General features: G+C 45.6%; 24 protein-coding genes. 19 read left to right on the top strand and 5 right to left on the bottom strand.

Annotation, left to right across the window (positions count from 1 at the left end; all coding sequences use genetic code 11):
- Nucleotides 1-4 precede the first annotated feature (4 nt).
- Nucleotides 5-2,134 carry a right-handed parallel beta-helix repeat-containing protein gene (locus tag J2X61_RS01915; protein WP_310185406.1) on the top strand — a complete coding sequence of 710 codons (2,130 nt, stop codon included), beginning with the start codon at nt 5-7 and terminating at the stop codon, nt 2,132-2,134.
- 63 nt (nt 2,135-2,197) lie between these two features.
- Here the strand turns inward: J2X61_RS01915 and J2X61_RS01910 are convergent, their stop codons facing one another.
- Nucleotides 2,198-4,597: a right-handed parallel beta-helix repeat-containing protein gene (locus tag J2X61_RS01910; RefSeq protein ID WP_310185402.1), complete on the bottom strand. Its 2,400-nt coding sequence runs from the start codon at nt 4,595-4,597 to the stop codon at nt 2,198-2,200.
- 228 nt (nt 4,598-4,825) lie between these two features.
- Here J2X61_RS01910 and J2X61_RS01905 point away from each other — a divergent pair, with 228 nt between their 5' ends.
- The 15 genes from J2X61_RS01905 (at nt 4,826) to J2X61_RS01835 (ending at nt 19,411) form a co-directional block, all read left to right on the top strand.
- The gene (locus tag J2X61_RS01905; RefSeq protein WP_310185678.1) at nt 4,826-5,407 is read left to right on the top strand and encodes a serine O-acetyltransferase; all 582 of its coding nucleotides are present in this window, start codon (nt 4,826-4,828) and stop codon (nt 5,405-5,407) included.
- Nucleotides 5,408-5,780: 373 nt separating this feature from the next.
- Entirely contained in the window at nt 5,781-7,613 is a 1,833-nt protein-coding gene (locus J2X61_RS01900) for a polysaccharide biosynthesis protein (RefSeq protein ID WP_310185400.1), read from the top strand.
- Between the two features lie 17 nt (nt 7,614-7,630).
- A complete protein-coding gene (galU, locus tag J2X61_RS01895; protein WP_310185398.1) occupies nt 7,631-8,506 on the top strand; it encodes a UTP--glucose-1-phosphate uridylyltransferase GalU in 876 nt (291 codons plus the stop codon).
- 9 nt (nt 8,507-8,515) lie between these two features.
- Nucleotides 8,516-9,670: a glycosyltransferase family 4 protein gene (locus J2X61_RS01890; RefSeq protein ID WP_310185396.1), complete on the top strand. Its 1,155-nt coding sequence runs from the start codon at nt 8,516-8,518 to the stop codon at nt 9,668-9,670.
- The gene (locus tag J2X61_RS01885) at nt 9,655-10,764 is read left to right on the top strand and encodes a glycosyltransferase family 1 protein (protein ID WP_310185394.1); all 1,110 of its coding nucleotides are present in this window, start codon (nt 9,655-9,657) and stop codon (nt 10,762-10,764) included. Before J2X61_RS01890 ends, J2X61_RS01885 begins: the two co-directional genes overlap by 16 nt.
- Nucleotides 10,765-10,768: 4 nt before the next feature.
- Nucleotides 10,769-11,653 carry a glycosyltransferase family 2 protein gene (locus tag J2X61_RS01880; RefSeq protein WP_310185392.1) on the top strand — a complete coding sequence of 295 codons (885 nt, stop codon included), beginning with the start codon at nt 10,769-10,771 and terminating at the stop codon, nt 11,651-11,653.
- Between the two features lie 20 nt (nt 11,654-11,673).
- Nucleotides 11,674-12,747, top strand: a complete 1,074-nt coding sequence (locus J2X61_RS01875; protein ID WP_310185388.1) for an EpsG family protein — start codon at nt 11,674-11,676, stop codon at nt 12,745-12,747.
- 24 nt (nt 12,748-12,771) lie between these two features.
- Nucleotides 12,772-13,809 carry a UDP-glucose 4-epimerase GalE gene (gene galE / locus J2X61_RS01870; protein WP_310185386.1) on the top strand — a complete coding sequence of 346 codons (1,038 nt, stop codon included), beginning with the start codon at nt 12,772-12,774 and terminating at the stop codon, nt 13,807-13,809.
- Nucleotides 13,810-13,838: 29 nt separating this feature from the next.
- Entirely contained in the window at nt 13,839-13,982 is a 144-nt protein-coding gene (locus J2X61_RS01865) for a YwzD family small protein (RefSeq protein WP_274466830.1), read from the top strand.
- Between the two features lie 30 nt (nt 13,983-14,012).
- Complete coding sequence (locus J2X61_RS01860) at nt 14,013-14,609, top strand: sugar transferase (RefSeq protein ID WP_310185383.1); 597 nt, start codon at nt 14,013-14,015, stop codon at nt 14,607-14,609.
- Nucleotides 14,610-14,624: 15 nt separating this feature from the next.
- Entirely contained in the window at nt 14,625-15,263 is a 639-nt protein-coding gene (locus J2X61_RS01855; protein WP_274466828.1) for an acetyltransferase, read from the top strand.
- Between the two features lie 56 nt (nt 15,264-15,319).
- A complete protein-coding gene (locus J2X61_RS01850) occupies nt 15,320-16,489 on the top strand; it encodes a DegT/DnrJ/EryC1/StrS family aminotransferase (protein ID WP_310185378.1) in 1,170 nt (389 codons plus the stop codon).
- A 297-nt stretch (nt 16,490-16,786) separates the two neighbouring features.
- Complete coding sequence (glmS, locus tag J2X61_RS01845) at nt 16,787-18,589, top strand: glutamine--fructose-6-phosphate transaminase (isomerizing) (protein WP_310185375.1); 1,803 nt, start codon at nt 16,787-16,789, stop codon at nt 18,587-18,589.
- A gap of 8 nt (nt 18,590-18,597) precedes the next feature.
- Nucleotides 18,598-18,948, top strand: coding sequence for a helix-turn-helix domain-containing protein (locus J2X61_RS01840; protein ID WP_310185373.1), 351 nt, complete (start codon nt 18,598-18,600; stop codon nt 18,946-18,948).
- Between the two features lie 121 nt (nt 18,949-19,069).
- Complete coding sequence (locus tag J2X61_RS01835; protein ID WP_274466823.1) at nt 19,070-19,411, top strand: helix-turn-helix domain-containing protein; 342 nt, start codon at nt 19,070-19,072, stop codon at nt 19,409-19,411.
- Nucleotides 19,412-19,430: 19 nt separating this feature from the next.
- Here J2X61_RS01835 and J2X61_RS01830 read toward each other — a convergent pair whose 3' ends face one another.
- Nucleotides 19,431-19,610 carry an anti-repressor SinI family protein gene (locus J2X61_RS01830; RefSeq protein WP_274466821.1) on the bottom strand — a complete coding sequence of 60 codons (180 nt, stop codon included), beginning with the start codon at nt 19,608-19,610 and terminating at the stop codon, nt 19,431-19,433.
- 201 nt (nt 19,611-19,811) lie between these two features.
- Here J2X61_RS01830 and J2X61_RS01825 point away from each other — a divergent pair, with 201 nt between their 5' ends.
- Nucleotides 19,812-20,678, top strand: coding sequence for a metallophosphoesterase (locus J2X61_RS01825; protein WP_310185369.1), 867 nt, complete (start codon nt 19,812-19,814; stop codon nt 20,676-20,678).
- Between the two features lie 91 nt (nt 20,679-20,769).
- On the opposite strand, the gene J2X61_RS01820 is transcribed toward J2X61_RS01825, so the two are convergent.
- The gene (locus tag J2X61_RS01820) at nt 20,770-21,165 is read right to left on the bottom strand and encodes a hypothetical protein (protein ID WP_310185367.1); all 396 of its coding nucleotides are present in this window, start codon (nt 21,163-21,165) and stop codon (nt 20,770-20,772) included.
- Nucleotides 21,166-21,400: 235 nt separating this feature from the next.
- On the opposite strand from J2X61_RS01820, the gene J2X61_RS01815 reads away from it, so the two are divergent.
- Nucleotides 21,401-21,907, top strand: a complete 507-nt coding sequence (locus J2X61_RS01815; RefSeq protein WP_274466817.1) for a tyrosine-type recombinase/integrase — start codon at nt 21,401-21,403, stop codon at nt 21,905-21,907.
- 215 nt (nt 21,908-22,122) lie between these two features.
- Here J2X61_RS01815 and J2X61_RS01810 read toward each other — a convergent pair whose 3' ends face one another.
- Nucleotides 22,123-22,494 carry a helix-turn-helix domain-containing protein gene (locus J2X61_RS01810; RefSeq protein ID WP_274466816.1) on the bottom strand — a complete coding sequence of 124 codons (372 nt, stop codon included), beginning with the start codon at nt 22,492-22,494 and terminating at the stop codon, nt 22,123-22,125.
- 131 nt (nt 22,495-22,625) lie between these two features.
- Between J2X61_RS01810 and J2X61_RS01805 the strand changes: the two genes are divergently transcribed.
- Nucleotides 22,626-23,054, top strand: a complete 429-nt coding sequence (locus tag J2X61_RS01805) for a hypothetical protein (protein ID WP_274466815.1) — start codon at nt 22,626-22,628, stop codon at nt 23,052-23,054.
- 412 nt (nt 23,055-23,466) lie between these two features.
- On the opposite strand, the gene J2X61_RS01800 is transcribed toward J2X61_RS01805, so the two are convergent.
- On the bottom strand, nt 23,467-23,895 hold the full coding sequence (locus J2X61_RS01800) for a DUF2621 domain-containing protein (protein ID WP_274466814.1): 429 nt from the start codon (nt 23,893-23,895) through the stop codon (nt 23,467-23,469).
- Between the last annotated feature and the right edge of the window lie 82 nt (nt 23,896-23,977).

The raw sequence follows: 23,977 nt of genomic DNA, 5'->3' as shown, positions 1-23,977 counted from the left end.
AATCATGTACAGATTTACGGTCATTTTATTCGTAGCAGTCATATCCATGCTCCTAACGTGGCCTAGTGCTTCTGAAGCACTGACCACGTTCTCTGTTTCTAATGAGCAGCGCGTTTATGAATTGGAATTAGACAGGTGGCAGATTTATAAGGATAATTCACATGCAGCAGAGACTACAGATGGGTTTAACAAGGCTCTTCAATGGGCGCATGCCCAAGGATACAATGTTTTCAAAGTGCCTGCAGGTACGTATCTTATTGCGAAAGGTACCGATGGACAATGGGATTCACGCGGTCGAATTAATATGGTTAGTGATATGACATTCTGGCTTGACGATAAGGCAGTTATTCAAAAGGAAACGAATGGCTTCGCAAGCTATTCAACGTTGTTCATTGATGTTGGAGTTAAGAATATCACAATCAAAGGCGGCACATACCGCGGCGATCGAGACACACATAATTATTCAAGTGGAGGCACTCATGAGAGTGGGTATGGTATTCTTACCAAGGGCGCTTCCAATGTAATCATTGATGGAGTAAAAACTCTCAATTTCACGGGAGACGGCATTTGTATCAGTGGTGGAACCGGGACTATGCAGGACTTATACGAGAAAGATTTTGAGTCCGGAGCTATAGATGATTCCGGGAAGTTGGTCCCTGATTCGACGAAAGTTAGAACCAAGACGAGCTGGAAACTTACGCATCCATCTTATGATTTAACCAAGGCTGTTGTCATAGATAACGCGCAGCGGCTATCCAATAATTTTGATATTTATTTCTACAAGGCAGATGGCTCCTTTCTTTCAAAGGCCAAACAACAAACGCAAGGTGAGTATATCCCGATTCCTATAGGTAGCGATTCCATTCGGCTAGCTTTTAAGGGCAGCATTCAAAAGGGCCAATATTTGGAGATATGGAACAGAATACAATCCACCGATGTTGTCGTTCAAAATTCTGAATCTGCTTTTAATCGCAGACAAGGATTGACGATTGGTGGCGGTAAAAATGTTGTCGTTCAAAACAGCAGTTTCCATGATATTGGCGGCAAAGGCGGTACTCCCCCAATGGCGGGGATTGATGTTGAGGGTGGCGCTGGAGAGAATGGGTACATCAATGAAAACATCACAATAAAAAATAGTAATTTTTATAATAATACCCGATACGATGTTATCTTCTATGATGGATACACCGGAACGCTTGAAGGCAATCAACTGGCTTCAGTCGGGGCAATAGGACTGGCGGTGTCAGATCCATTCCATGGGGCAACGATTAAAAATAATGTTTTCGAAGGAACGAGTATCTACGCAGCTCATGATGTAACATTTATTGAGAATGAAATGAACGGTTCACTCACAAATTTCCAAGGGCCCAATATCAGTATTAAGGGTATGAAGGTTACAAATACGAATTTTTCGATAAGCAGTTCTGTGCCTTTTGGTGTAACAGCATCCGATGTCGTGATCAATATTACCCAAAGAACTGCAAATGCTGGACTGTCCATATGGAAGAACCCCGTTCATTTGACTAACATAACAATTAATGGGGCGCCGTCTTTACGATCTGTTTCAGGAGGTCAAGTGGAGGGGAACATTTTCGATAACTTGATTGTTAACGATTATAATTCTACCTATGGACTTGACTTGCCCCCAGGAACGTATAATAATTGCGTATTCAGTGGGCCGAATGACGGTGGCAAAGCAGTCCCACGTGTCGGGCAAACCGGCAAATATGTATTTAATAAATGTTCTTTTACGGGGTACGGTGGCATTCAAGCCGGGAATACGGCTTTGGATCTTATGGTTTCTAACTCAACATTCCGCACAACCGGAAATTCCGCAGCTATCTCCGTAGACTCGGCCAATAAGGTAAACATTGAAAATAATGTGATTGTCGCAGAAGGTATTACTTCAGACAAGACGGAAATTATTAAAATGAACGATTATTGGCAAAGAGATAAACCGTATGATATTTTGTCGGCAACGATAAAAGGTAATACGATCACCTCCAACACACAAGCGATAGGCATCTCTACGATCTACTCCGGAATCGGTGCACCTGCTTTTAATATTAGCAATAATACACTGAACATGGTGAAGTATGAATTAAAAGCAAATGATATTAATGCAAATAATTAGCATTTAATTAAAAAAAGGAAGGAGGGAATCGATGAATCCCTGCCTTCCTTTTTACTCATTCAGCTATATCGTTATGTTATCAATCATTCGAGTGTTAGCGTTTACGTCGGTTGTAACATTTTTGAAAATACATTTTGCGATAGTCATGGATTTCTCCCTTGTTAGCCAGTGCAGGTTAATCTTTACGTCTTCCATATAGCTGTTCGTAATGACAGAGATGTAGGTGCTATCCGCCTTACCAATACTTGAGTTTATGAAGGTGCTGCGATTATTTGTAACGTTTCCATTGAAGTTAACCGCCATGTTTTGGAAGAAACAGTTATCGGCGATAATCTTCCTTGTATACCGTGCATCGTTTGAACCAAGAGCAAGATCTCCTCCAATAATTCCCGTCTTAGCCCGGTTAAAGGAACTGTTACTTAAATGACACCCTTCAAAGTTCGCTCCACCTTCAATAAGGGTTACACCGTCTACGGTGATTGGCCTACCCACGTAATTGGCTGGCGGACGGATATCGAGGTCATAGTTCTTAACCGTGATATTTCGAATTACTCCGCCCGTTAGAAGCAGTTGGAAGTTGGGGGCTAACGTATTGTCTGTTCTCCAATCTCGTTCTACCGTAATATCTGAAATATAACATCTGCCGTAGTTAAATCGGCTTATGTTGAAACCGGGTACGCCAGCATCTGTAAGCTTGACTGGAGCGCCATTTAAAGTTTCAGATACCTGAAAACTGTTGGGTTTAATATTTACGGTATAATACAACTTGTCAACACTGACGCCGGTCGGAACCTTGCCGACCCATTGTTCAAATGAAATCTTGGCGCCATTTCCCATGCCGTGAGGCGAGCTATAAGTGAACGTACCTGTAGAGATATCAACGCTAGGAGTGCCGAAATAACCATATACACTCGAACCGTAAAACAAACCATTCTTGATTTGACAGTTCGTGATCACAGCTCCCATGATATCGGCGATTTTCACATTACCGTTATAACATACGGTTCCGTTTACATAATTATCTCCTTTGACGACGAGCTCGCATCCAATCAAGACATTGTTCAGGTATCTAACGTACATGTTATTTGGATAGGAGCTAATTCCACCGACATTGTAGCCCTCGAAGGTGTTGTTTTCCAAAACAATATTAATGCCATCAGCATTTACGAAGTGTCCGCGGCTATTGGTGTAGATGTAATTGTCTTTAATGTAGATCCTCGTATTAAGCTCTAATCCCGTTTGATTAAGTTCAGGCCGCCACGTAGGGATATTCGTCTCTGTCCACATGGACTCCACGTCTATGCCAAACATGGGGGCAGTCCCGTCTTCCGTTACTCCATCATCCGCTTTGCCTATGTGATGGATTTTATTGTTCACTATGGTTACATCGGTCGAACCGGCGACGGAAATTCCTTGCCTTCTACAGTGATGCAGATTGCAGTTATGAATATAAATATAAGATCCCATCTGTTCCTGCGTATAATCAGCAGAGTTGGTATGATACTCTAACCAGGATGTAAAGATCGCATCACCCGTGCAATTACTGATATCGACATCGTTAATTTCAACATGATTGGAGCCTGCCAGTCCAATTCCGTACCCCCATTCATGGGTGTAATTTTGAGCATCGACTTTAGCATTGATTTGAGCGATTTGAGCATCAGTTAGTGGAGAGGAAGTAATATCAATAACAAATACCATCTTGTTGGCGTTCTGAATATCTGCGAACCAGCCTCGCCCTGTCGGTGCAGCAGGAGCAAACTGTCCATTTGTTCTAAAACCGGCTAACGTGCTACTCGAAACAGTATCTTTATATTGATAAAAGCTATAGCCTGTTGTCGTTACCCCATTGATACTCCATAGTCTGAAGGTCTTTAATAGCCCAGGATTCTGATACCGGTCTATAACTTCACTGCGAATAAAGTTAGGGTTATTATTCAGCGATCCATCAGCGTTGACTCCGCCTCTTACGAACTTTACACCGATTTGATAAATATGTGATTTCTTATCACCAATGATGGTTCCGCCGGATATTTTTGCATTTGTAACGCCGGTTAAATCAAATATTTTATACCAAGGGGAGGAATTTGACTCTAATTGTAGGATACAACCATTCGCCATTTCGAAGTGCATTTCACTTGGTATGACGATACAAGAGAAGGAGGTGCTGTTGATCTTTAAACCGTAGGTGCCGCTTGGTAAAATGCAATGGTTTATTCCCTGTGAATTTGCCCAATTTAAAGCGTCATTAATGCCTTTGGTTGTATTGGCGGAATCCGTGCCGTCGTTTTTAATCAGCCATTTATTTAATTCAATGAGATACGGATTAGAATCCGGTGTACTAATGGAAGGGGCTTTAGGAATCCAGGTTGCGTTACTGCTATTGTAAGTAAGAACATCATTGTTTGAAGGAACGGTGGAAAGATCAATGTTATCAAGGTCTTCAAGATTAGCTTTTATCATGACAAACCACCTCTTTCTACTTTTATAATATAGTATGAGTAATTAACTAGAATAATTTGGGTACGTATACAGGGGGATACGCACAAATTTTAAAAAAATACACAAAATTGTTCTTTATAAGGAACATTTTCGATTGACTTGGACTTTATAAAGAACTACTATACAGTTAGAGGCTTGTTAAACGATTTTATAACATCAATATTATGTGAGGTAGTGATAATCTTGAGCATGAAAGAATTAAAGAAGTACTGGTACTCGGATCTATTTCGCTATGAGGAGTCACAAACGGTTGATTTTAAAAAGCTAATTCTCCGACAATACATATCACCAGGCTTTAGATATACATTTTGGTTGCGTTTATGCTGGTATTTGAAACATAAAAATCGCCTTTGGTCTCCTTTATACGTTATTGCAATGGCAAATCTACAACGCTATAAGTATAAATTTGGTATTGATATTTCCCCAAAAACAAAGATTGGCACAGGATTCTATATTGGTCATTTTGGCGGAATTACGGTAAACAGCTTAGCGAAGATAGGGAAGAATTGCAACATGAGCCAGGGAGTTACCATTGGAATGGCCAACCGAGGTAAAAATCGCGGTGTAGCCGTGATTGGCGACAATGTATATATTGGTCCCGGTGCCAAAATAGTCGGAGCTGTGAAAATTGGTAACAACGTTGCTATCGGTGCCAATTGTGTGGTTACAAAGGACGTTCCTGATAATGCTGTCGTTGTTGGAGTTCCTGGAAAAGTAATATCCATGGAAGGTTCGAGTGGTTATATTGGAAATACCAATTATTTGTTTTAAAGCTGATATGCAAAGACGCAACAAAAAATGCTATTGACTCGTTCTTAATAAAGAACTAAAATGAGATAAAAGGGTAAATAATAAGGGTTTTTGCTATCGAATTGTTCTTTATAATGAACAACAAAAGAGAGCTCAGATATCCGGTGGTGTTAATTATTTGAATTTTATAACATCACACCGGTGATGCCTCCTAACCGTTATCAACGGAGGCACTCGGCCATGCTGTGGGTTGATCGACCTTAGACGCGAGTCGTCGAAAGTGTGGTGCGAGGTGGGGTTAGATGCCCCAAACCAAAGTTAAAGGATTTAATTATATGGTCTTTATCACAAAGGCCCTATACTTAAGAACTTTAAGTAGAGAGGGTGTATTTATTTGTCGTACCGGCAACGATTATCGTTATTAATCTTCATAGACTCCTTTATTGTATTAACTTCAATTTATTTCAGCCACTTTTTACTGAGCGCAAATCTCAACGTCATAACACTGCCCCTGGTCGTTAGCTCAATTACCTTACTCCTTAGTCATCATGCGTTCTCTTTCGTGTATAAGCTGTATAAGAAAGCCTGGGAGCATGCCAGCATCGGGGAGTTATTATTCATTGTCAAAGCGATTACGTTCTCGATCATTACCGTAGCGTGTGTGCAACAATTTATTGTCCAAGACGTCTACTTCCGCTTACTTGCTGTGACATGGATGCTGCATACGCTGTTAATTGGAGGTTCCCGTTTCTGCTGGAGGCTCCTTAGGAATTCATACCATAATAAGTCTGCGGTCAAGAAAAGAACGCTGATTATCGGTGCAGGTTCGGCGGGAACGATGGTGGCCAGACAATTGATGAAGAATAACGACGCAGAGCTAGTCCCGGTTGGATTCATCGATGACAATGCCAATATACATAACTTGGATATCCTTGGCATCCCGGTCATCGGCGGGGTTTCGTATATTGAGAAAGCTGTGAAGGAGCTCAATATTGCCAACATTATCATAGCGATTCCTTCCCTGAGCAAAAGGGACCTGAACCACATTTTCCAGGAGTGCTCGAAGACCAGTGCGAAGACCCAGACGCTTCCCATGCTGGAAGATCTCATTTCGGGGAAACTGTCGGTGAACCAATTTATGGACGTGCAGGTTGAAGATCTGTTAGGCAGAGATCCGATCGATCTGGATATTGAGAGCATTTCCGAATATGTCACGGGTAAAGTTGTCTTGGTAACCGGCGCAGGCGGGTCAATCGGCTCAGAAATATGCCGCCAGATTGCGAAGTTTACTCCTCAGCAGCTGATTCTGCTGGGACACGGGGAGAACAGCATTTATTCCATTGAGATGGAATTGAGGGATACCTGCGGAATGACGACCTCCATTGAAATCATAACGGAAATCGCGGATATCCAAGATGTTAAGAAAATGATGTCGATCATGAACAAGTATCGCCCTAATGTCGTTTACCACGCGGCCGCTCATAAGCACGTGCCGTTGATGGAGCGCAATCCGGAGGAAGCCTTTAAGAACAATGTAATCGGTACGATGAATGTCGCAATCGCGGCGAGTCAATATGAGGTCGGTACTTTCGTCATGATCTCGACGGATAAAGCGGTTAATCCGACCAGTGTGATGGGCGCAACCAAAAGGATGGCTGAAATGATCATCCAGGACATGGATCGCAATAGCAGCACGAAGTTCGTTGCTGTCCGTTTCGGCAATGTTTTGGGAAGTCGCGGCAGCGTCATCCCTCGCTTCAAGCAGCAAATTGTGAAGGGCGGTCCGGTATCGGTCACACATCCGGATATGATCCGCTACTTTATGACGATTCCGGAAGCTTCCAGACTAGTCATTCAAGCAGGTGCTCTGGCGAGAGGCGGGGAGATCTTCGTTCTGGATATGGGTGAGCCGGTGAAGATCGTTGATCTAGCCAAAAATCTCATTAAACTTTCAGGAAATTCGCTAGAGGAAATCGGTATAGAATTTACCGGAATGCGTCCTGGGGAGAAGCTGTACGAAGAATTACTTAAAGCCGACGAAATTGAAGAGAAACAAGTATATCCGAAGATCTATATTGGCAGAACAGCGGAACTTTATATGGAAGAAATTAAAGAAATGATATCTACATACAGCACGCTCGATAAAGAGAGCTTAAGAACGCAAATCTTGAACTTAGCTAACAGCAAAGTCATTCCAATGCCGAAGAAACTAATCTCAATCGTATAAGAAGGGGCTGTAAGTACATGAAAGTAAGAAAAGCCATCATTCCAGCCGCTGGTCTGGGCACTAGATTCCTTCCCGCAACGAAGGCCATGCCCAAAGAGATGCTGCCAATTGTCGATAAACCGACGATTCAATATATCGTGGAAGAAGCTGTAGAGTCAGGGATTGAGGACATCATTATCGTGACGGGCAAAGGGAAACGGGCGATCGAGGATCATTTCGATAATTCGTTTGAGCTGGAGCAAAATTTATTCGAAAAGCAGAAATTCGATCTGCTAACGGAAGTACAGAAATCCTCCAAAGTCGATATTCATTACATTCGGCAGAAAGAGCCAAGAGGTCTGGGACATGCCATCTGGTGTGCGCGCAAGTTTATTGGCGAAGAGCCTTTCGCCGTGCTGCTCGGCGATGATATCGTTCGGGCGAATAAGCCTTGTCTGAAGCAGATGATGGACCAATACGATTACCGTCATTCCTCCATCATTGGCGTGAAGCATGTCGCTGACAGCGATGTGTCCAGATACGGAATCGTGGACGGTCATACGATTGAGAAGGGCTTGTACAGCATCAACCATTTAGTTGAAAAACCTAAGAAGGAAGAGGCACCGTCGAATCTGGCGATCATGGGCCGTTACATTTTGACGCCGAGAATTTTCGATATCCTGAATATTCAGAAACCGGGGGCCGGCGGGGAAATTCAGCTTACGGATGCCATTGAGGAATTGAACTTGCTCGAGTCGGTCTACGCTTATGAATTTGAAGGAGAGCGGTTTGATGTAGGCGAGAAGTTAGGGTTTATCCAGACGACGATTGATTACGCCCTGCAGCGGGACGATCTCAGATTCGAGCTGCTGAAATATCTCTCCTCCGTGCTGGAGAAAGAATTGATTAAGTAGGGGATGCGGATGTCTAAGAAAGTGCTGTTATGCGCCACGGTCGATTATCATTTCAAAGCGTTTCACTTGCCCTACATGAAGTGGTTCAAAGAGCAGGGGTGGGAGGTCCATATTGCCGCCAAAGGGGATATGGACCTTCCTTATGTAGATGCGAAGTTCAATATTCCGATCCAAAGATCGCCTTTCCATCGCAATAACTTGCTTGCATATAAGCAATTAAAGTCCATCATTACGGAGAATCAGTATGATATCGTCCACTGTCATACGCCAATGGGCGGGGTCCTGGCGCGGTTGGCTGCGCGTGAAGCGCGCAAGCAGGGAACGAGGGTGCTGTACACGGCGCATGGCTTCCACTTTTGCAAAGGAGCTCCTCTCCTGAATTGGTTGGTCTACTATCCGCTTGAGAAAATGATGTCCTCATTGACGGACTGTTTGATCACGATCAACCAGGAGGATTATGATCTGGCGATCAATCGCCGGTTCCGGGCGGGGCGAATCGAGCATGTGCATGGCGTTGGCGTAGATACCCATAGATTTCAACCTACAAATGAAAAGCATAAACATGCGCTGAAAACGATGATGGGCTATAAGCGGGATGATGTTCTCCTGTTCTATGCAGCGGAATTCAATACGAACAAGAATCAGCAAATGATTCTTCATGCTATGGCGTCATTGAAGGATAGTGCTCCTAACGTCAAGCTATTGCTCGCCGGTCAAGGGCCGCTCAAGGAACAGTGCCAAGCGCTCGCCAAAGAAATGGGTGTGGCGGATCGCGTGGATTTCCTTGGCTATCGGGACGATATCGACCGTCTCCTGCCAATGTGTGATGTGGCGGTTGCATCCAGTATGCGGGAAGGCCTTCCGGTGAACCTTATGGAAGCAATGGCTTGCGCGCTCCCGATCATCGCTAGCGACAATAGAGGTCACAGAGAGCTGGTCCGCAATGACCATAACGGCTGGCTTATCGCGCCTAATGACCAGGAGGCAATGGCCGCCAGGATCAAACAACTGGCCGGCGACAAGGAGCTGCGGGAGATTCTGGGCAAGCAGGGACGGGAAATCGTCGAAAGAAGGTATGCCATTCATCAAGTACTGGATGAGAAGCGTACGATCTATTCTTTATTTATGAATGAAAAGGCGGATGTCATGTGGGCAATCCAATAAGAATTTTGCACGTAGTGGTCAATATGAATCGCGGCGGGGCGGAGACGCTCCTCATGAATTTATACCGCAATATCGACCGCACCAAGGTTCAGTTCGACTTCCTGACCAGCAAAGCCGGTGTCTTCGATGCGGAGATTACGGAGATGGGCGGAGTGATTCATCGGATTCCGTATGTATCGGATGTCGGTCATGCGAAATACATTCAAGCCCTTGATCATTTCTTCGCGGCTCATTCCCATTACAAAGTCGTGCATGCGCATATGGATAAAATGAGCGGATTCGTCTTGCGCTCCGCGAAGAAAGCGGGGGCTCCGATCCGTATAGCGCATAGTCATAATACGAGCAGTGAAGGCAGTATGGCGGCCAAGGCTTATAAGTGGGTTGCGGGGACATTCATTCGTTCTTGTGCGACGCACTTTTTGGCATGTTCCCATAAAGCGGCCCAATGGTTGTTCGCCAACCGAGGAAATCAAGCGGTGATCCTCAAGAACGGGATTGAGAGCGAGAAGTTTGCGTTCTCCCTAGAGGTTAGAGAGCAAGTAAGGCAGGAGCTGAGCCTTCCTCTAGATCATTATGTTGTAGGGCATGTCGGGCGATTCGCTCATCAGAAAAATCATGCCTTCCTCATTGAACTCTTCGCAAAGCTGAATCAAGAAAAGAAGAACACGGTGTTGGTCTTGGCCGGGGACGGTCCGCTTCGCGCGGAGATGGAGAAGAAAGTGATGATGATGGATCTCCAGCATCAAGTGAGGTTCTTGGGTGTACGCAGCGACATTACACGACTGCTTCAAGCTTTCGATATGTTCGTCTTTCCTTCTCTGCACGAAGGCCTGCCTGTAACGCTCATTGAAGCGCAGGGAGCCGGACTGCCGTGCCTCATCTCGGATGAGATTACCCAAGAAGTGGATATGGGCATTCACTTGGTCGAACGGCTGCCTTTGAGCGATAAGTCGTTATGGGTCGACCGAATGAAGGCTGTTATGACGAAGAATTCACCTAGACAGATTCCGCAGATGTCTTTATCCAACAAAGGTTATGACATTAAGAATACAGCTGGCTGGACAGAGGGGTTCTATCTAGGCATATTGAGGTGATCGTATGAAGAAGCTTACTGTGTTTACTCCGACTTACAATAGAGCATATTGCCTTCATGTATGTTATGAAAGTCTGAAGAGACAAACATCCAAGGATTTCATCTGGTTAATTATTGACGATGGCTCGACGGATCGGACAGAGGAATTGGTGGCCGGCTGGATGGCCGAGAACAAGATCGAAATACGTTATCACCGGCAGGACAACCAAGGTATGCATGGGGCCCACAATACGGCCTACAGCCTTATCGATACGGAATTGAATGTATGTATCGATTCAGACGATTACATGCCGGATCGTGCCGTAGAACAGATCAACGCATTCTGGGAGAAACACGGGAATGAACGAGTCAGCGGCATCATTGGGCTGGATTCTTATACCGATGGGCGCATTATCGGCACAAGGCTGCCTGAAGATTTGAAGACGTCAACTCTATTTCAACTGTATAACAAGCATCGTGTTACGGGAGATAAAAAGCTTGTCTATCGAACGGAGTTAACCCGGAACTATCCGTATCCGATTTTCGAGAATGAGAAGTATGTAGGCTTGGCCTACAAGTACTACATGCTGGATCAACAATACGAAATGCTCCTGATGAATGAAGTGCTGTGCTGCGTCGAATATTTGCCGGACGGTTCCTCCATGAACATGCTGAAGCAGTACCGCAGGAACCCAAAGGGCTTTGCTTTTTATCGCAAGGAGCTGATGAAGCTGCCGTTTGCCGGCTCGCTGTTCAAATTCAGACAATCGATCCATTATGTATCCTCCAGCATGACTTCCGGCAATCGCAGATTTATGGAGGAAACGCCGGCGAAGCTGCTCACCTTCCTCGCCATTCCATTCGGTTTCCTGCTCTACTGGTATGTTATTCGGAAAACAAGAATCTCGTAAGCAACGAAAGGAAATCACTTATGGCCATCTTGTGGGCTAATTTGGTTGTCGTCTATGTCGCTTCCCTATTTTCAAGATATTTGGCTAAACCTGTGGCAATCGGCTCCGGACCTCCGATGGTTAAGCCTAACAAATGGCTGACGGTCATTGTGATGGCAACGTTCGCCTTGGTAGCGGGGCTGCGTAACAATATCGGCGATACTGTCTTCTACATTCATTCTTACAGAATCACGGATTTTACGTGGGAAGCCGTGAAAGCCGAGAAAGATATCGGTTTCGGCATCCTGCAGATGATATTGAAATCATATACGGATAATCCTCAGTTACTAATATTTATAACCGCTTTAGTGACCAATGTGCTTATCATCTATGTGTTTTATAAATATTCGAGATTGTTCGAACTCAGCGTTTACGTATACATCACATCGGGTCTTTACATCGTATCCATGAACGGTGTCAGACAATTCCTTGCTTCAGCCATCGTATTCGCGGCTACCAAGTATTTATTCGAAGGAAATTGGAAGAAGTATTTTCTGATCGTTGCCTTTGCTTCGTTATTTCATGGCAGTGCCTTAATTCTTATCCCTGTCTACTTCATCGTTAGAAGGAAGGCTTGGACATCATCCACGATCGTCCTCTTAGCTATGGCCGTAATTCTGATCATGGGCTATAGCGTATTATCGGATGCCTTCTTCACGGCTATTGCGGATACGCATTATAGCGAGTATCAGAATTTCCAAGAAGGTGGCGCCAGCCTCATTAGGGTGGCCATTGGGGCTGTTCCGCTTATCTTTGCTTATCTGGGCAGAAACAAGCTGAGGGAGTTATTCCCCTTTGGTGACTACGTCGTCAATATGTCACTGCTGAATTTCGTCGTGATGGCCATTGCCACACAGAACTGGATATTCGCAAGGTTTACGATTTATTTTGGCTTGTATAATGTCCTCTTGATGTCCTGGGTTATCAGCCTGTTCGTCCGAAGAGAACAGAAGTTCATGTATTACGCCATCCTGGGTTTTTATTTGATTTATTTCTACTTTGAGAATGTAGTGACACTGCACCTCTTCTATAGAAGTGATTATTTGAAATTTTGATTAACCATTTGGGAGGTTCGAAGGATGCCCATCCTCATAACAGGCGGAGCCGGTTATATCGGCAGCCACACCTGCGTAGAATTGTTAAATGCGGGATATGAAATTGTCGTTGTGGACAATCTGTGCAACAGCAGTGCGGAGTCGTTACGGCGGGTTAAGGAGTTAACCGGCAAAGATTTTCAGTTCTATCAGATGGATTTACTGAATCGGACTGATCTGGAGAACGTGTTCAGGCAGCACAGCATTGAAGCGGTTATTCATTTTGCTGGGCTCAAAGCCGTAGGCGAATCTGTGCGTTTGCCGCTTCGTTACTACCATACGAATATTACGGGGACGCTGATCCTCTGTGAGCTCATGCAGCAATACGGAGTCCATCGAATCGTATTCAGTTCCTCGGCTACCGTGTACGGCTTGTCCGAACGAGTGCCGATTACGGAGAATACGCCGTTAGGCGCAACCAACGCCTATGGACGAACGAAACAAATCATCGAAGAAATCATGCAGGACCTGCACGTGTCCGATCCATCATGGAGCATTGCGCTTCTGCGCTATTTCAACCCGATTGGAGCCCATAGCAGCGGCAGATTAGGCGAAGACCCGAACGGTGTGCCGAATAATCTTGTGCCCTATATTACACAGGTGGCCGTGGGCAGATTGAAAGAAGTGCAAATCTACGGCAATGATTATGCAACGCCCGATGGTACGGGCGTGAGGGACTATATTCACGTCGTCGATCTGGCACGCGGTCATTTGAAGGCATTGGAGAAGGTGATGGCTGCTACGGGAGTGGAAGCTTACAACCTGGGAACAGGACGCGGATACAGTGTGATGGAAATGGTCGCTGCATTCGAAGGCGTAACAGGGAAACGCATCCCCTACAGAGTGACCGAACGAAGAGTCGGCGATATCGGGGTTTGTTACGCCGATGCCACGAAAGCGCAGCGGGAGCTGGGATGGGTCGCGGAGTTGGGCATTGAAGAGATGTGCCGGGACGCTTGGCATTGGCAATCGAGAAACCCGCACGGATACCAAGAAGCGGCACCAATCGTACACGCAAATTAAAGGAAAATACCTAATACGAGGTAGCGGATATGGATATATCGGGTCTTACCCAAGAGCAGATGAAAGAGATCCTATTGAAAGCTTACAAAATTGGCCAGGAGAAAGAAAGCATGGAAGTCAAAGAATTAATTGAAGAGATCAAGCAACAAATTTTAACTGTGCTAGTGAAATGATAGATTAAGATTGCAGGAGTATGATTGCGAATGAAACGACTTTTCGATTTGCTGGTGTCGATAACGCTATTGCTGCTTTTATCTCCCGTGATCGGGATTGTTGCTGTACTGGTCAGATTCAAGCTGGGCTCGCCTATTGTATTCAGACAGCAAAGACCCGGGCTGAACGCGAAGCCTATACATATTTATAAATTCCGGTCTATGACCGATGAGAGGGACAGCGAAGGGAATTTGCTGCCGGACTCCATCCGGTTGACGCCTTTCGGGGAACTTCTCCGGAAATACAGTCTGGATGAATTGCTGCAGTTGGTCAACGTCATCAAAGGCGATTTGAGCTTGGTAGGCCCAAGACCGCTGCTGATGGATTATTTGCCGCTCTACACCGAGGAGCAAGCCAAACGCCACCAAGTACGGCCTGGCATTACAGGCTGGGCACAAGTGAACGGCCGAAATGCCATTTCCTGGGAAGAGAAATTCAGGCTGGATGTTTGGTACGTGGAAAATCAGAGCATGCTGTTGGATTTAAAAATTTTGCTGTTAACTTTTATCAAGGTTATCAAGTCGGATGGCATTAGTCATAGTAACCACGTGACAATGGAGAAGTTTTCGGGCTCCAATCTCTCTTGAAAGTTGTGATGCAGGTTGAATCTGGTCATTATCGGTGAAGGCGGCCATAGCAAAGTCGTCAGAGATTTGATTCATGCCAGGAATGACATGAAAGTTACGGCTATATTGGACGACAAGTATGAAGAGCTAATGCTTCGCGAAGGCATTCACAAAGGTCCGGCATCTTCCGCGCATCATCTATTAAGCCGATTCTCGGACTTGAAATTCGTGATCGCGATCGGAAATAACGAGATTCGCAAGTCCATCGTGAAGAAGCTCGGCCTCCCTGCTGAGTCCTATGGTTCGTTAGTTCACCCTACTGCGATCATAAGTCCAAGCGCTTCGATCGGTGTTGGAACGGTGATCATGGCGAATACGATTGTTAGCGCCGATACATACATCGGCGACCATGTGATTATTAATTCAGGCGCTATCGTTGAGCACGATAATCGCATTGGAAATTATGTTCATGTTGCTCCGAGAGCGACATTAACCGGTGCTGTCACCGTGAACGAGGGGACTATGGTCGGAGCGGGAGTAACGGTCATTCCAGGGAAGCGCATCGGTGAATGGGCTATGATCGGAGCGGGTGCCGCAGTGATCAGCGATATTCCGCCCTATGCAACCGCTGTGGGAACACCTGCAAGAATTATTGCCAAACAGAAATTTGCTTAACGGCGCATCGGCGCTTTTTTTGTGCATAAATAACCAAGAAGGAAGTGGCGACAAGCATGTTCAACGCGAACAAAAGAATATATCTATCCCCTCCGCACATGAGCGGGAATGAACTTGCCTATATTCAGAATGCATTCGATACGAATTGGATAGCTCCGTTAGGTCCGCATGTCGATGCATTCGAGAAAGAGCTCGCCGCCTATGTCGGATTGAACGACGCGGCTGCGGTCAGTTCGGGGACGGCGGCTATCCATTTGGCGCTGCAGCTGCTGGAGGTGAAAGCCGGGGATACCGTCTTCTGCTCGAGTCTCACCTTCGTGGCGAGCGCTAACCCGATTGTGTATCAGGGAGCCAAGCCGGTATTTATCGATTCGGAGCCCGATACTTGGAACATGTCGCCTCAAGCGCTGGAGCGTGCATTGTACGAAGCGGCGCGCGAAGGGAAGCTGCCGAAAGCGGTTATCGTCGTTCATCTATATGGCCAGAGCGCCAAAATGGACGAGATCATGACACTGTGCAACGCATTCAACATCCCTGTCATTGAGGATGCGGCAGAGTCATTAGGCTCTACATACAAAGGGAAAGCGAGCGGTTCCTTCGGCAAGTACGGCATTTACTCTTTCAATGGCAATAAAATCATTTCGACGTCGGGCGGAGGGATGCTCGTGTCCAATGATGTCGAGGGCTTGAATAAAGCGCGCTTCCTGGCTACGCAGGCACGCGACTATGCTTTGCATTACCAGCATAGCCAGACGGGCTACAACTATCGCATGAGCAATGTGCTGGCCGGCATCGGAAGAGCCCAGCTGGAGGTGCTGAATGAGCGGGTTAGCGCCAGAAGAGCGATTCAGGCACGATACGAGCAAGAATTGTCACAAATTCCGGGCATCCGAATGATGCCGGAGCTGAAGGAAACACGCTCGAACCGCTGGCTTACGGCTCTAACCCTGGATGAACAGGAGGCCGGTGTATCGGTCGTGGAGCTGCTGGAGGCTTTGGCGGAAGAAAATATCGAAGCTCGTCCCGTTTGGAAACCGCTTCATCTGCAGCCTCTGTTCCAAGGAATTGCCTATTATCCTCATAGCGATAACGAGAATATCTCCGAACAGTTATTTGCAAGCGGACTATGCCTGCCTTCCGGATCCAATATGACGGAGGACGAACAGATGAGGGTTATCGAATGTATCAAGAAGCTGGTCTTGAAGGCCAGAGGCATTAGTGCCTAATGATGCGAAACTTGGTTCCATCGTACATTTTCCGTTTATGATGCTCGATCTTAGCCAATAAAGCTACTTTCATTTCATTGTCAAGACAGTCCCTATAAAGGATAGAGTTGTATGCATGCATGACCTTATGGTAAGTACGCTGCGTCTTCTTCCATATATAAGTCGAACGTGGATACATGACAAGATCCCTCCTTTTGTAAAAACTTATGAGCGAAGCAGCAAATGTATGCGGTCTACACCCAATTATTACCTTATTGTTCTTTATTAAGAATTTCAATCATTAGAGGAGGATTTATCGTGTGTGGAATTGTAGGTTATATCGGTAATCAGGACGCGAAGGACATCCTGGTCAGAGGATTGGAGAAGTTGGAATACAGAGGATACGATTCCTCCGGAATTGCGGTAATGAACCAGAGTGGCGTGCACGTATATAAAGAGCAAGGGCGTATCTCGGCGCTTCGGGAAGTAATCGATGAGAAGGAGACGGCAGCGATCGGCATCGGGCATACCCGATGGGCGACCCATGGCAAACCGAGCCGACGCAATGCGCATCCGCATCAAAGCAACAGCGGCCGCTTCACGATCGTACATAATGGCGTGATTGAGAACTTCGAAGAATTGAAGCAGCACGATTTGCAGGGAGTCCCCTTCGCAAGTGACACGGACACGGAAGTGATCGTGCAGTTGATGGAGAAGCTGGTGGCGGACGGGCTGCAAGCAGAGGAAGCTTTCCGGCAATTGCTTATGAGTTTGAAAGGTTCATATGCTGTTGCGCTGCTCGATGCGCAGAATACCGACACGATCTATGTCGGGAAGAATAAGAGTCCGCTGCTCATCGGTCTCGGAGCGGACTTTCATGTGGTCGCCAGCGATGCCATGGCTATGCTGCAGCTCACCCATCAGTTCGTTGAATTGATGGATGAAGAAATGGTCATTCTCCGCCAAACGTCGTTAACAATCAAGAATTTGAACGGGGAGAGCATTAGACGGAGACCTTTCCAAGTGAAGCTGGACGCCAGCGATATCGAGAAAGGGCCTTACCCGCATTACATGTTAAAAGAAATCGATGAACAGCCTGCCGTAATTCGGAAGGTCATTTCCAAATATCAGGATGCCTACGGCGAGTTGATGATTGACAGTGACATTCGCGCCAGTCTCAATGAAGCTGATCGTCTCTATATCATTGCTTGCGGAACCAGTTATCATGCGGGTCTGGTCGGCAAACAGTTAATCGAGAGAATTGCCGGCATTCCGGTCGAGACGCACATTGCGAGCGAATTTCTGTACAACCGCCCTATTCTGTCGGAACGGCCTCTCTTCATTTTTATTTCCCAGAGCGGGGAGACGGCGGATAGCCGAGGGGTACTGGTGGCTGTCAAGCAATTGGGCTATCCAGCCTTGACCATCACGAACGTACCTGGTTCGACGTTATCCCGTGAAGCGAACTTCACGCTGCTCACACATGCCGGGCCGGAGATTGCGGTAGCATCGACCAAAGCCTATACCGCGCAAATTGCCGTATTGGTGGTGCTTGCCTTTGATTGTGCCCGCAGTAAGGGAAGAGTATCGGGTGTGAACCCTATTCACGAACTCAGTATTGCCGCTAATGCGATGGAAATTATGATTAACAAGAAGGAGATGATGGAAGAGAGCGTATGGAAGTATCTGAATACGTCACGCAACTGCTTCTTTATAGGCCGGGGCGTTGACTATTACGCGTGTCTGGAAGGCGCGCTCAAGCTGAAGGAGATTTCATATATTCAGGCGGAAGGCTTTGCCGGCGGGGAATTGAAGCATGGGACCATCGCTTTGATTGAAGAAGGGACCCCTGTCGTAGCGCTGCTGACACAAGCTCATATTAAGGGAAATATCAGAAGCAACGTGCAAGAGGTTATGGCGCGCGGAGCCCAGGTTTGTATGATCAGCATGGAAGGCATGGAGGAGATGAACGATCAGATCGTCCTGCCGTCGGTGTATGAGCATCTGACCCCGCTCGTGGCCGTCGTTCCGTTGCAGCTTATTGCGTATTACGCAGCCGTGTATCGCGGGTGTGATGTTGACAAGCCAAGGAATCTTGCCAAAAGTGTCACTGTGGAGTGATGATAACGATGATTGGTCAAAATATTTCAAGTATCCGCAAGCAAAAGGGATACACATTGTCCGAGCTCTCCGAACGGACGGGGATTTCCAAATCGTATCTAAGCAATATCGAAAGAAATCTGAAGCAAAATCCATCCATTCATGTGATGGAGAAAATTGCCGAGGTCCTCATGGTCGATCTCAAGCTGTTATTGAAAATTACCGTTGATGCGGAGACAGACCAACAGCTGGATCAAGAATGGATGGATTTCATCGATGATCTGAAGCAATCCGGCATTGATAAGGAAAGACTCCATGAGCTTAAAATTTTGATTGAATTTATGAAATGGCATAATGAGAAGCTGATCAAGTCAGATTAACAAGCCCCGCTTGGGGCTTGTTGTTTGTGTTGTTCTTAATATGGAACAAATTTGTTCTTTTAAAGAAATCCTGATATAATAACAAAAGGAACCATAATTTTATTATAAGGGAAGATCTCGCATGATTGGAAAACGTGTTCAACAACTGAGAAAAGAGAAGGGCCTGTCATTGACGGAGCTGGCTGAACGTGCAGGCGTAGCCAAGTCTTACATTAGCAGCTTGGAACGCGATATTCAGAAGAATCCTTCGATTCAGTTTCTTGAGAAGATTGCAGCTGTTCTGAAGGTACCTGTCGAGAGGCTCATCGATGAACAAGATGCGGCGGCACAGGATACGCTTGAGCTTGATCAGGAATGGTATGACATTATCAAAGAAGCGATGTCATCTGGGGTAGATAAACAGCAATTTCGGGAGTTTTTGGATTTCAACAAATGGAGAATGAAGCGACCGAACGACGAGTAGTAAGATGAATCCAGAGGATCTATGGGGACATACAAGGATTATTTTCAGTTGGCACTGGTAATTTTTGTGCCGGTTGGAAAGGGCTTCTTAGAAATGCACGGATATCTTCCGTTGTAAGACCCATCTTACGAGCGCGCATAATAAGATCGACCCACTCCACATCATACTCTTCGATATTTATCTGATTTATCTTAGTCACAAGCGACCCCTCCAAAACCGTTCTGGTGTGATACAATTCGTATCTCGTAATTTATTATCGCACGTTTTTTCAGCGAAATCAATCCTGCTAATATTAAAATTATACAAAATGTATCGGTGCTTGTGTGACTTCCCCTCGACAAATACCGCGTGAGCATCCGACATTAGGACACAAATATGGAGGAGCGGAGGGGATCATACCGTGAACGATAAGCCTTTTAGCCGGAGGCAGTTTCTCCAATATGGTCTGAAAACCGTCGGATCTTTGGGGATTATGGCGGGAATCGGCGGTCTCTACGGCATTTGTGGGGAGCGTTATTGGATTCAGCTGCAAACGGTGCGACTAGCATACCGCCGGTATCCGGCAGCTTTGGGTGGCGTGCGAATCGTTCAGTTCAGCGATACCCATCTCGGCAGCTATTACAGCCTGGGACAAATGGAAAGAGTGGCGGGGCTGATTCAGAAGCAAAAGCCGGATATCATCTGCTTCACGGGGGATCTGTTCGATTCCAATCACGGCGAAGTGAATGAGGATGTCATCCCGATCCTGTCGCGGCTGCAAGCTGGTTTGGGGAAATACGCGGTCCTCGGCAATCATGATATGCGGCTGTCGCCCGGCAAGGTCAAGGATGTACTCGAACGATCCGGTTTTACCGTCCTGGTCAACGGCAACCGAACGATTGAGCGAGGGAATGGACGCATGCATGTGGTCGGGATCGATGAAATCTTTCATGGCAAGCCGGACTTGCGTCTCGCACTCCAAGGCGTTCATAAAGACGAGTTCGTCCTGCTGCTTGCGCATGAGCCGGATTTTGCCGATATGGCATCGGCCTATCCGGTCGATCTTCAGCTCTCGGGACATAGTCATGGCGGCCAGATTCGAATCCCCTTGTACGGCAGTCTCTTTACACCGGACCTAGGTCAAAAGTACCCTATGGGGCTTTACGCTTTCGACAATAGAGAATTTTACGTTTACACAAATCGCGGGCTAGGGACAACCTTGTTCCCGATTCGATTTAATTGCCGGCCTGAAATTACCGTATTCGAACTGGCGGCGAGGCCGACATAAACGCACACAACTCCGGCAGTTGCTGCCGGAGCTGCGGTTCGTTGAGCATGAACCTGCCTCAATGCGCTTGTCCTGAAGAGCTTATCCTTATTTAGTAGCAGAACCACTTTTTCCAAATATCATAGGAATCGAAGCAATCGAGATCCTCCCAATCGATGTCGTCCCAACAGTCTTCCCAGTCTATATCGTCCAAATCCCAGTCTTTGTCATCGTTGTTGTTGTTGTTATTATTGCCGTTGTGGGAGTTGTCGTTGCTGTTGTGGTTATTGCTGTTATTATTGTTGTAGTTGCTATTGCTATTATTATTGCTGCTGCTGTAGGTACTTGATCCAAATAGCTTGCTTAAATCGAAAAATGAAGTAATCTTCGATAGAATGCTAGAATTTTGCGAGCTTCCCGAATTGTAGCCTGAGGCATAGGCGGATACGGGAAATGTGACGACACTCAAGAGCATGACAATGCATAGTAGTCTTACCAGTCTGAACAATATACATGGCCTCCCTTCATGATTTATTCACAAACTAGCGTTCTTTATTAAGAATTATATCGCAGGGATCGGGATTTGAGAACAGGAAAAGGCATAGATCATTTATCAAATTTGTGATACAATATGTAACATAAATAGGAGGGAGGATTGATAGAGCCATTATAGTGTCCAGCTACAGCATAAATACATAAGTAACATACAAGGTACGCGAATAAGGTTATGTGAGGTGCTATTCATGCAAGTAGTACAACCTATTAGAGATCAAGAGAAAATCGAGCAATTACAAGAGGTTTTGAAAGAACAGTCGATTCGGGACTGGCTGCTCTTCACGATCGGCATTAACTCGGGACTCCATCTTAGCGATCTGCTCTCTTTGAAAGTAAAGGACGTGATGGACCGCAACGTTGTCAGCGTCCGGGAGGAGAAGACCGGCAAAATCAAGTCATTTCAGCTCTCACCGCAACTTAAGACCTATATCAAAGAATACATTCAGTACATGGACGAAGATAATTACTTATTTCCGTCCCAGCGTACGGGCAATCCGATCAAGAGAATCCGTGTTTACCGTATTTTGAATCAAGCGGCCAAACAGGTGGGGTTGACGGATATCGGCACGCATACACTACGTAAGACCTATGGGTATCACTATTATTTAAAGACAAAAAACGTCTCCGTGCTCCGTGATTTATTCAATCAGTCCGCTCCTTCAGTGACCTTAAAGTATATTGGCGTGAATAAATAGTGATGAAATGATGTGAGTCGACTTGACATCCAGGATACATAATGTATCATAAAAGATAAAAAAGCTGGTGCTTTTTAAGAAAAGCTGAGCGTTAGGAGTAGTGCGTTATATGAAACAGGAATCGAAGATTTCCGTCGATATTGAAGAGATTCTTGCCCATCTGGGAATCGACATACAGAAATTTCAAACTCAAGATCACAGCGGCTCTACCCCATCTACTCCAAAGAACGCTCAGCCCTTACAAAAGCAATGAATCGTTTGGCTTCTTCAGGCGATAATTTGCGGCCATCCACCGTCAAAGAAAACTTTTGTAAAATCGTTTCATCCGTTAAATCCAAATTCTCAACAAAGTCCCGGACATCGTGGTCGAGAACGGTTTGCTGCTGGTTCGTACGCCCAAGCAAATAGTCGATAGAAACGTCAAAGAAGTTAGCAATCTTGTTAATGGTTTCGTAATCTGGTTCACGGCGGCTTGTTTCATAATGAGAAAGAGATGCTCTAGATATTCCGATTTTGATGGATAGTTCTTCTTGCGTCAGTCCTCTTTTTTCACGTAAAAGAGCAATACGGTCTCCGTACTTCAGCATGATCATTCCTCACTGTAAGTTTTTTCTACCATTATATCCATTGGCTTTAACGAATTATACCAGAAAACTATTATAACAAAGCAGTGATTCATTTGACTAGATACAAAGTGTATGATGAGGTGCGTGAAGCTATGGTTTTCCAAAAAAGAACGAAATTAGGTTTGGTAACCCCTCTGCCAGGAAGACTGACCATCATTCAAATCCGCCAGAAGCCCATTCATACGAAACAAGCGATGATTCAAATTATGGAATTGGAGAAATCGCAATTTACTTTTGAAAGTTCATTGATACTGCCGACAGATCGTGAAGTGCTCTACGGTTTTGAGTTTTCGATGATAGGCCGAGTGTTTCGGAGCGAAGGCTGCATCAGACAGGTAAATCAAGTGAATGACAGCTGCATCTATACGGCCCATCTTCAACCTGTGAATTATGCAGAATTTGAGATGCTATATGCCATTAACCGGCTGGCTTCGATACAAAATAAAGAATTCGGCAAGTTGGCCAAAAGCTACGATTACGAGCATCTGCAGGATGATATGCTTGTTGATTATAGCTGCTAAATAAACATCTCCTTGATAAGTTACATAATGTATCTTATAATCTTTTGTATATATACATATTGTAACGTGACGTGGCATATGGATGATTAAGGGGTGAAATTTATGGGCAATTTGAAAAAGGTGTTTTGTATCGAGTGTCATTCCATCATGGCTGAATGCTATGCCAAAAAAATATTTAAAACAGGCTTCTACCAAACGACAATTCCTCTGGCTCATTGTATAAAGTGCGATTCATTACGTACGGTCTGCATACATAGTTATGACGAGATAACTTCGGAGCGTTGGATTTGATGATTAAGGCGGGATTAGCTTGCTAGTGTTAGAACGGAACTATGGGAAATACGGGAGCCTCCATGATAACGACAAATAAAGCCGCTCTTTCTTGAATAAAGAAATGAGCGGCTTTTTATTTTTATTGCAATAAATGCTTATATGCGCTGTAATCGATCCGTTCTTTCTCCAGGAAGCTTGTTAAGCTCCGGTAATCGCGGCGCGGCGTCGCCAGAATGTAGCCCTCGATACAGTGCTCTCGCGTGACTTCGCTCGCTTGAGCCTCCAGCGCAACCTGTCCGATCCGGGCGGCGATGGAATGCTTGGCAATATCCCGGAAAGCCGTCGGTACCGGCGAGACAAGCTGGTCGAGAAATGCTTTGGACTCCTCCGTCCATAAATGGCGGGAGCTGTCGACATAATGATTCTGCCAGTCGAGCTTGGACTTGCCGTCTTCCTTGGGCAGCACCTTCAGAAATTTGCGAAACATGAAGTATCCGCCTACGCTCATGAAGAAAAGCAGGACGAACACCCAGAAAATAATGAACCACATGAAAAAATCGTTGGACATATATCGGTCACCTCACTAGCATCCAGTCATCTGTGATAAGAATTATACCTTATTTCTAGATTTCTTGCGACAATCCGAGTAA

This window comes from Bacillus sp. 3255 (genome assembly GCF_031456485.1).
GTDB lineage: Bacteria > Bacillota > Bacilli > Paenibacillales > NBRC-103111 > Paenibacillus_E.
Note: the sequence above shows the minus strand (reverse complement) of the source record. Positions and strands in the feature narration are given on the sequence as shown.

What these genes read in the sequence shown, in the direction of transcription:
- J2X61_RS01915 (WP_310185406.1), top strand. Translation starts at nt 5, where the DNA reads ATGTACAGATTTACGGTCATTTTATTCGTAGCAGTCATATCCATGCTC.
- J2X61_RS01910 (WP_310185402.1), bottom strand. Translation starts at nt 4,597, where the DNA reads ATGATAAAAGCTAATCTTGAAGACCTTGATAACATTGATCTTTCCACC.
- J2X61_RS01905 (WP_310185678.1), top strand. Translation starts at nt 4,826, where the DNA reads ATGAAAGAATTAAAGAAGTACTGGTACTCGGATCTATTTCGCTATGAG.
- galU (WP_310185398.1), top strand. Translation starts at nt 7,631, where the DNA reads ATGAAAGTAAGAAAAGCCATCATTCCAGCCGCTGGTCTGGGCACTAGA.
- J2X61_RS01890 (WP_310185396.1), top strand. Translation starts at nt 8,516, where the DNA reads ATGTCTAAGAAAGTGCTGTTATGCGCCACGGTCGATTATCATTTCAAA.
- J2X61_RS01880 (WP_310185392.1), top strand. Translation starts at nt 10,769, where the DNA reads ATGAAGAAGCTTACTGTGTTTACTCCGACTTACAATAGAGCATATTGC.
- J2X61_RS01875 (WP_310185388.1), top strand. Translation starts at nt 11,674, where the DNA reads ATGGCCATCTTGTGGGCTAATTTGGTTGTCGTCTATGTCGCTTCCCTA.
- galE (WP_310185386.1), top strand. Translation starts at nt 12,772, where the DNA reads ATGCCCATCCTCATAACAGGCGGAGCCGGTTATATCGGCAGCCACACC.
- J2X61_RS01865 (WP_274466830.1), top strand. Translation starts at nt 13,839, where the DNA reads ATGGATATATCGGGTCTTACCCAAGAGCAGATGAAAGAGATCCTATTG.
- J2X61_RS01860 (WP_310185383.1), top strand. Translation starts at nt 14,013, where the DNA reads ATGAAACGACTTTTCGATTTGCTGGTGTCGATAACGCTATTGCTGCTT.
- J2X61_RS01850 (WP_310185378.1), top strand. Translation starts at nt 15,320, where the DNA reads ATGTTCAACGCGAACAAAAGAATATATCTATCCCCTCCGCACATGAGC.
- J2X61_RS01840 (WP_310185373.1), top strand. Translation starts at nt 18,598, where the DNA reads ATGATTGGTCAAAATATTTCAAGTATCCGCAAGCAAAAGGGATACACA.
- J2X61_RS01835 (WP_274466823.1), top strand. Translation starts at nt 19,070, where the DNA reads ATGATTGGAAAACGTGTTCAACAACTGAGAAAAGAGAAGGGCCTGTCA.
- J2X61_RS01815 (WP_274466817.1), top strand. Translation starts at nt 21,401, where the DNA reads ATGCAAGTAGTACAACCTATTAGAGATCAAGAGAAAATCGAGCAATTA.
- J2X61_RS01810 (WP_274466816.1), bottom strand. Translation starts at nt 22,494, where the DNA reads ATGCTGAAGTACGGAGACCGTATTGCTCTTTTACGTGAAAAAAGAGGA.
- J2X61_RS01805 (WP_274466815.1), top strand. Translation starts at nt 22,626, where the DNA reads ATGGTTTTCCAAAAAAGAACGAAATTAGGTTTGGTAACCCCTCTGCCA.
- J2X61_RS01800 (WP_274466814.1), bottom strand. Translation starts at nt 23,895, where the DNA reads ATGTCCAACGATTTTTTCATGTGGTTCATTATTTTCTGGGTGTTCGTC.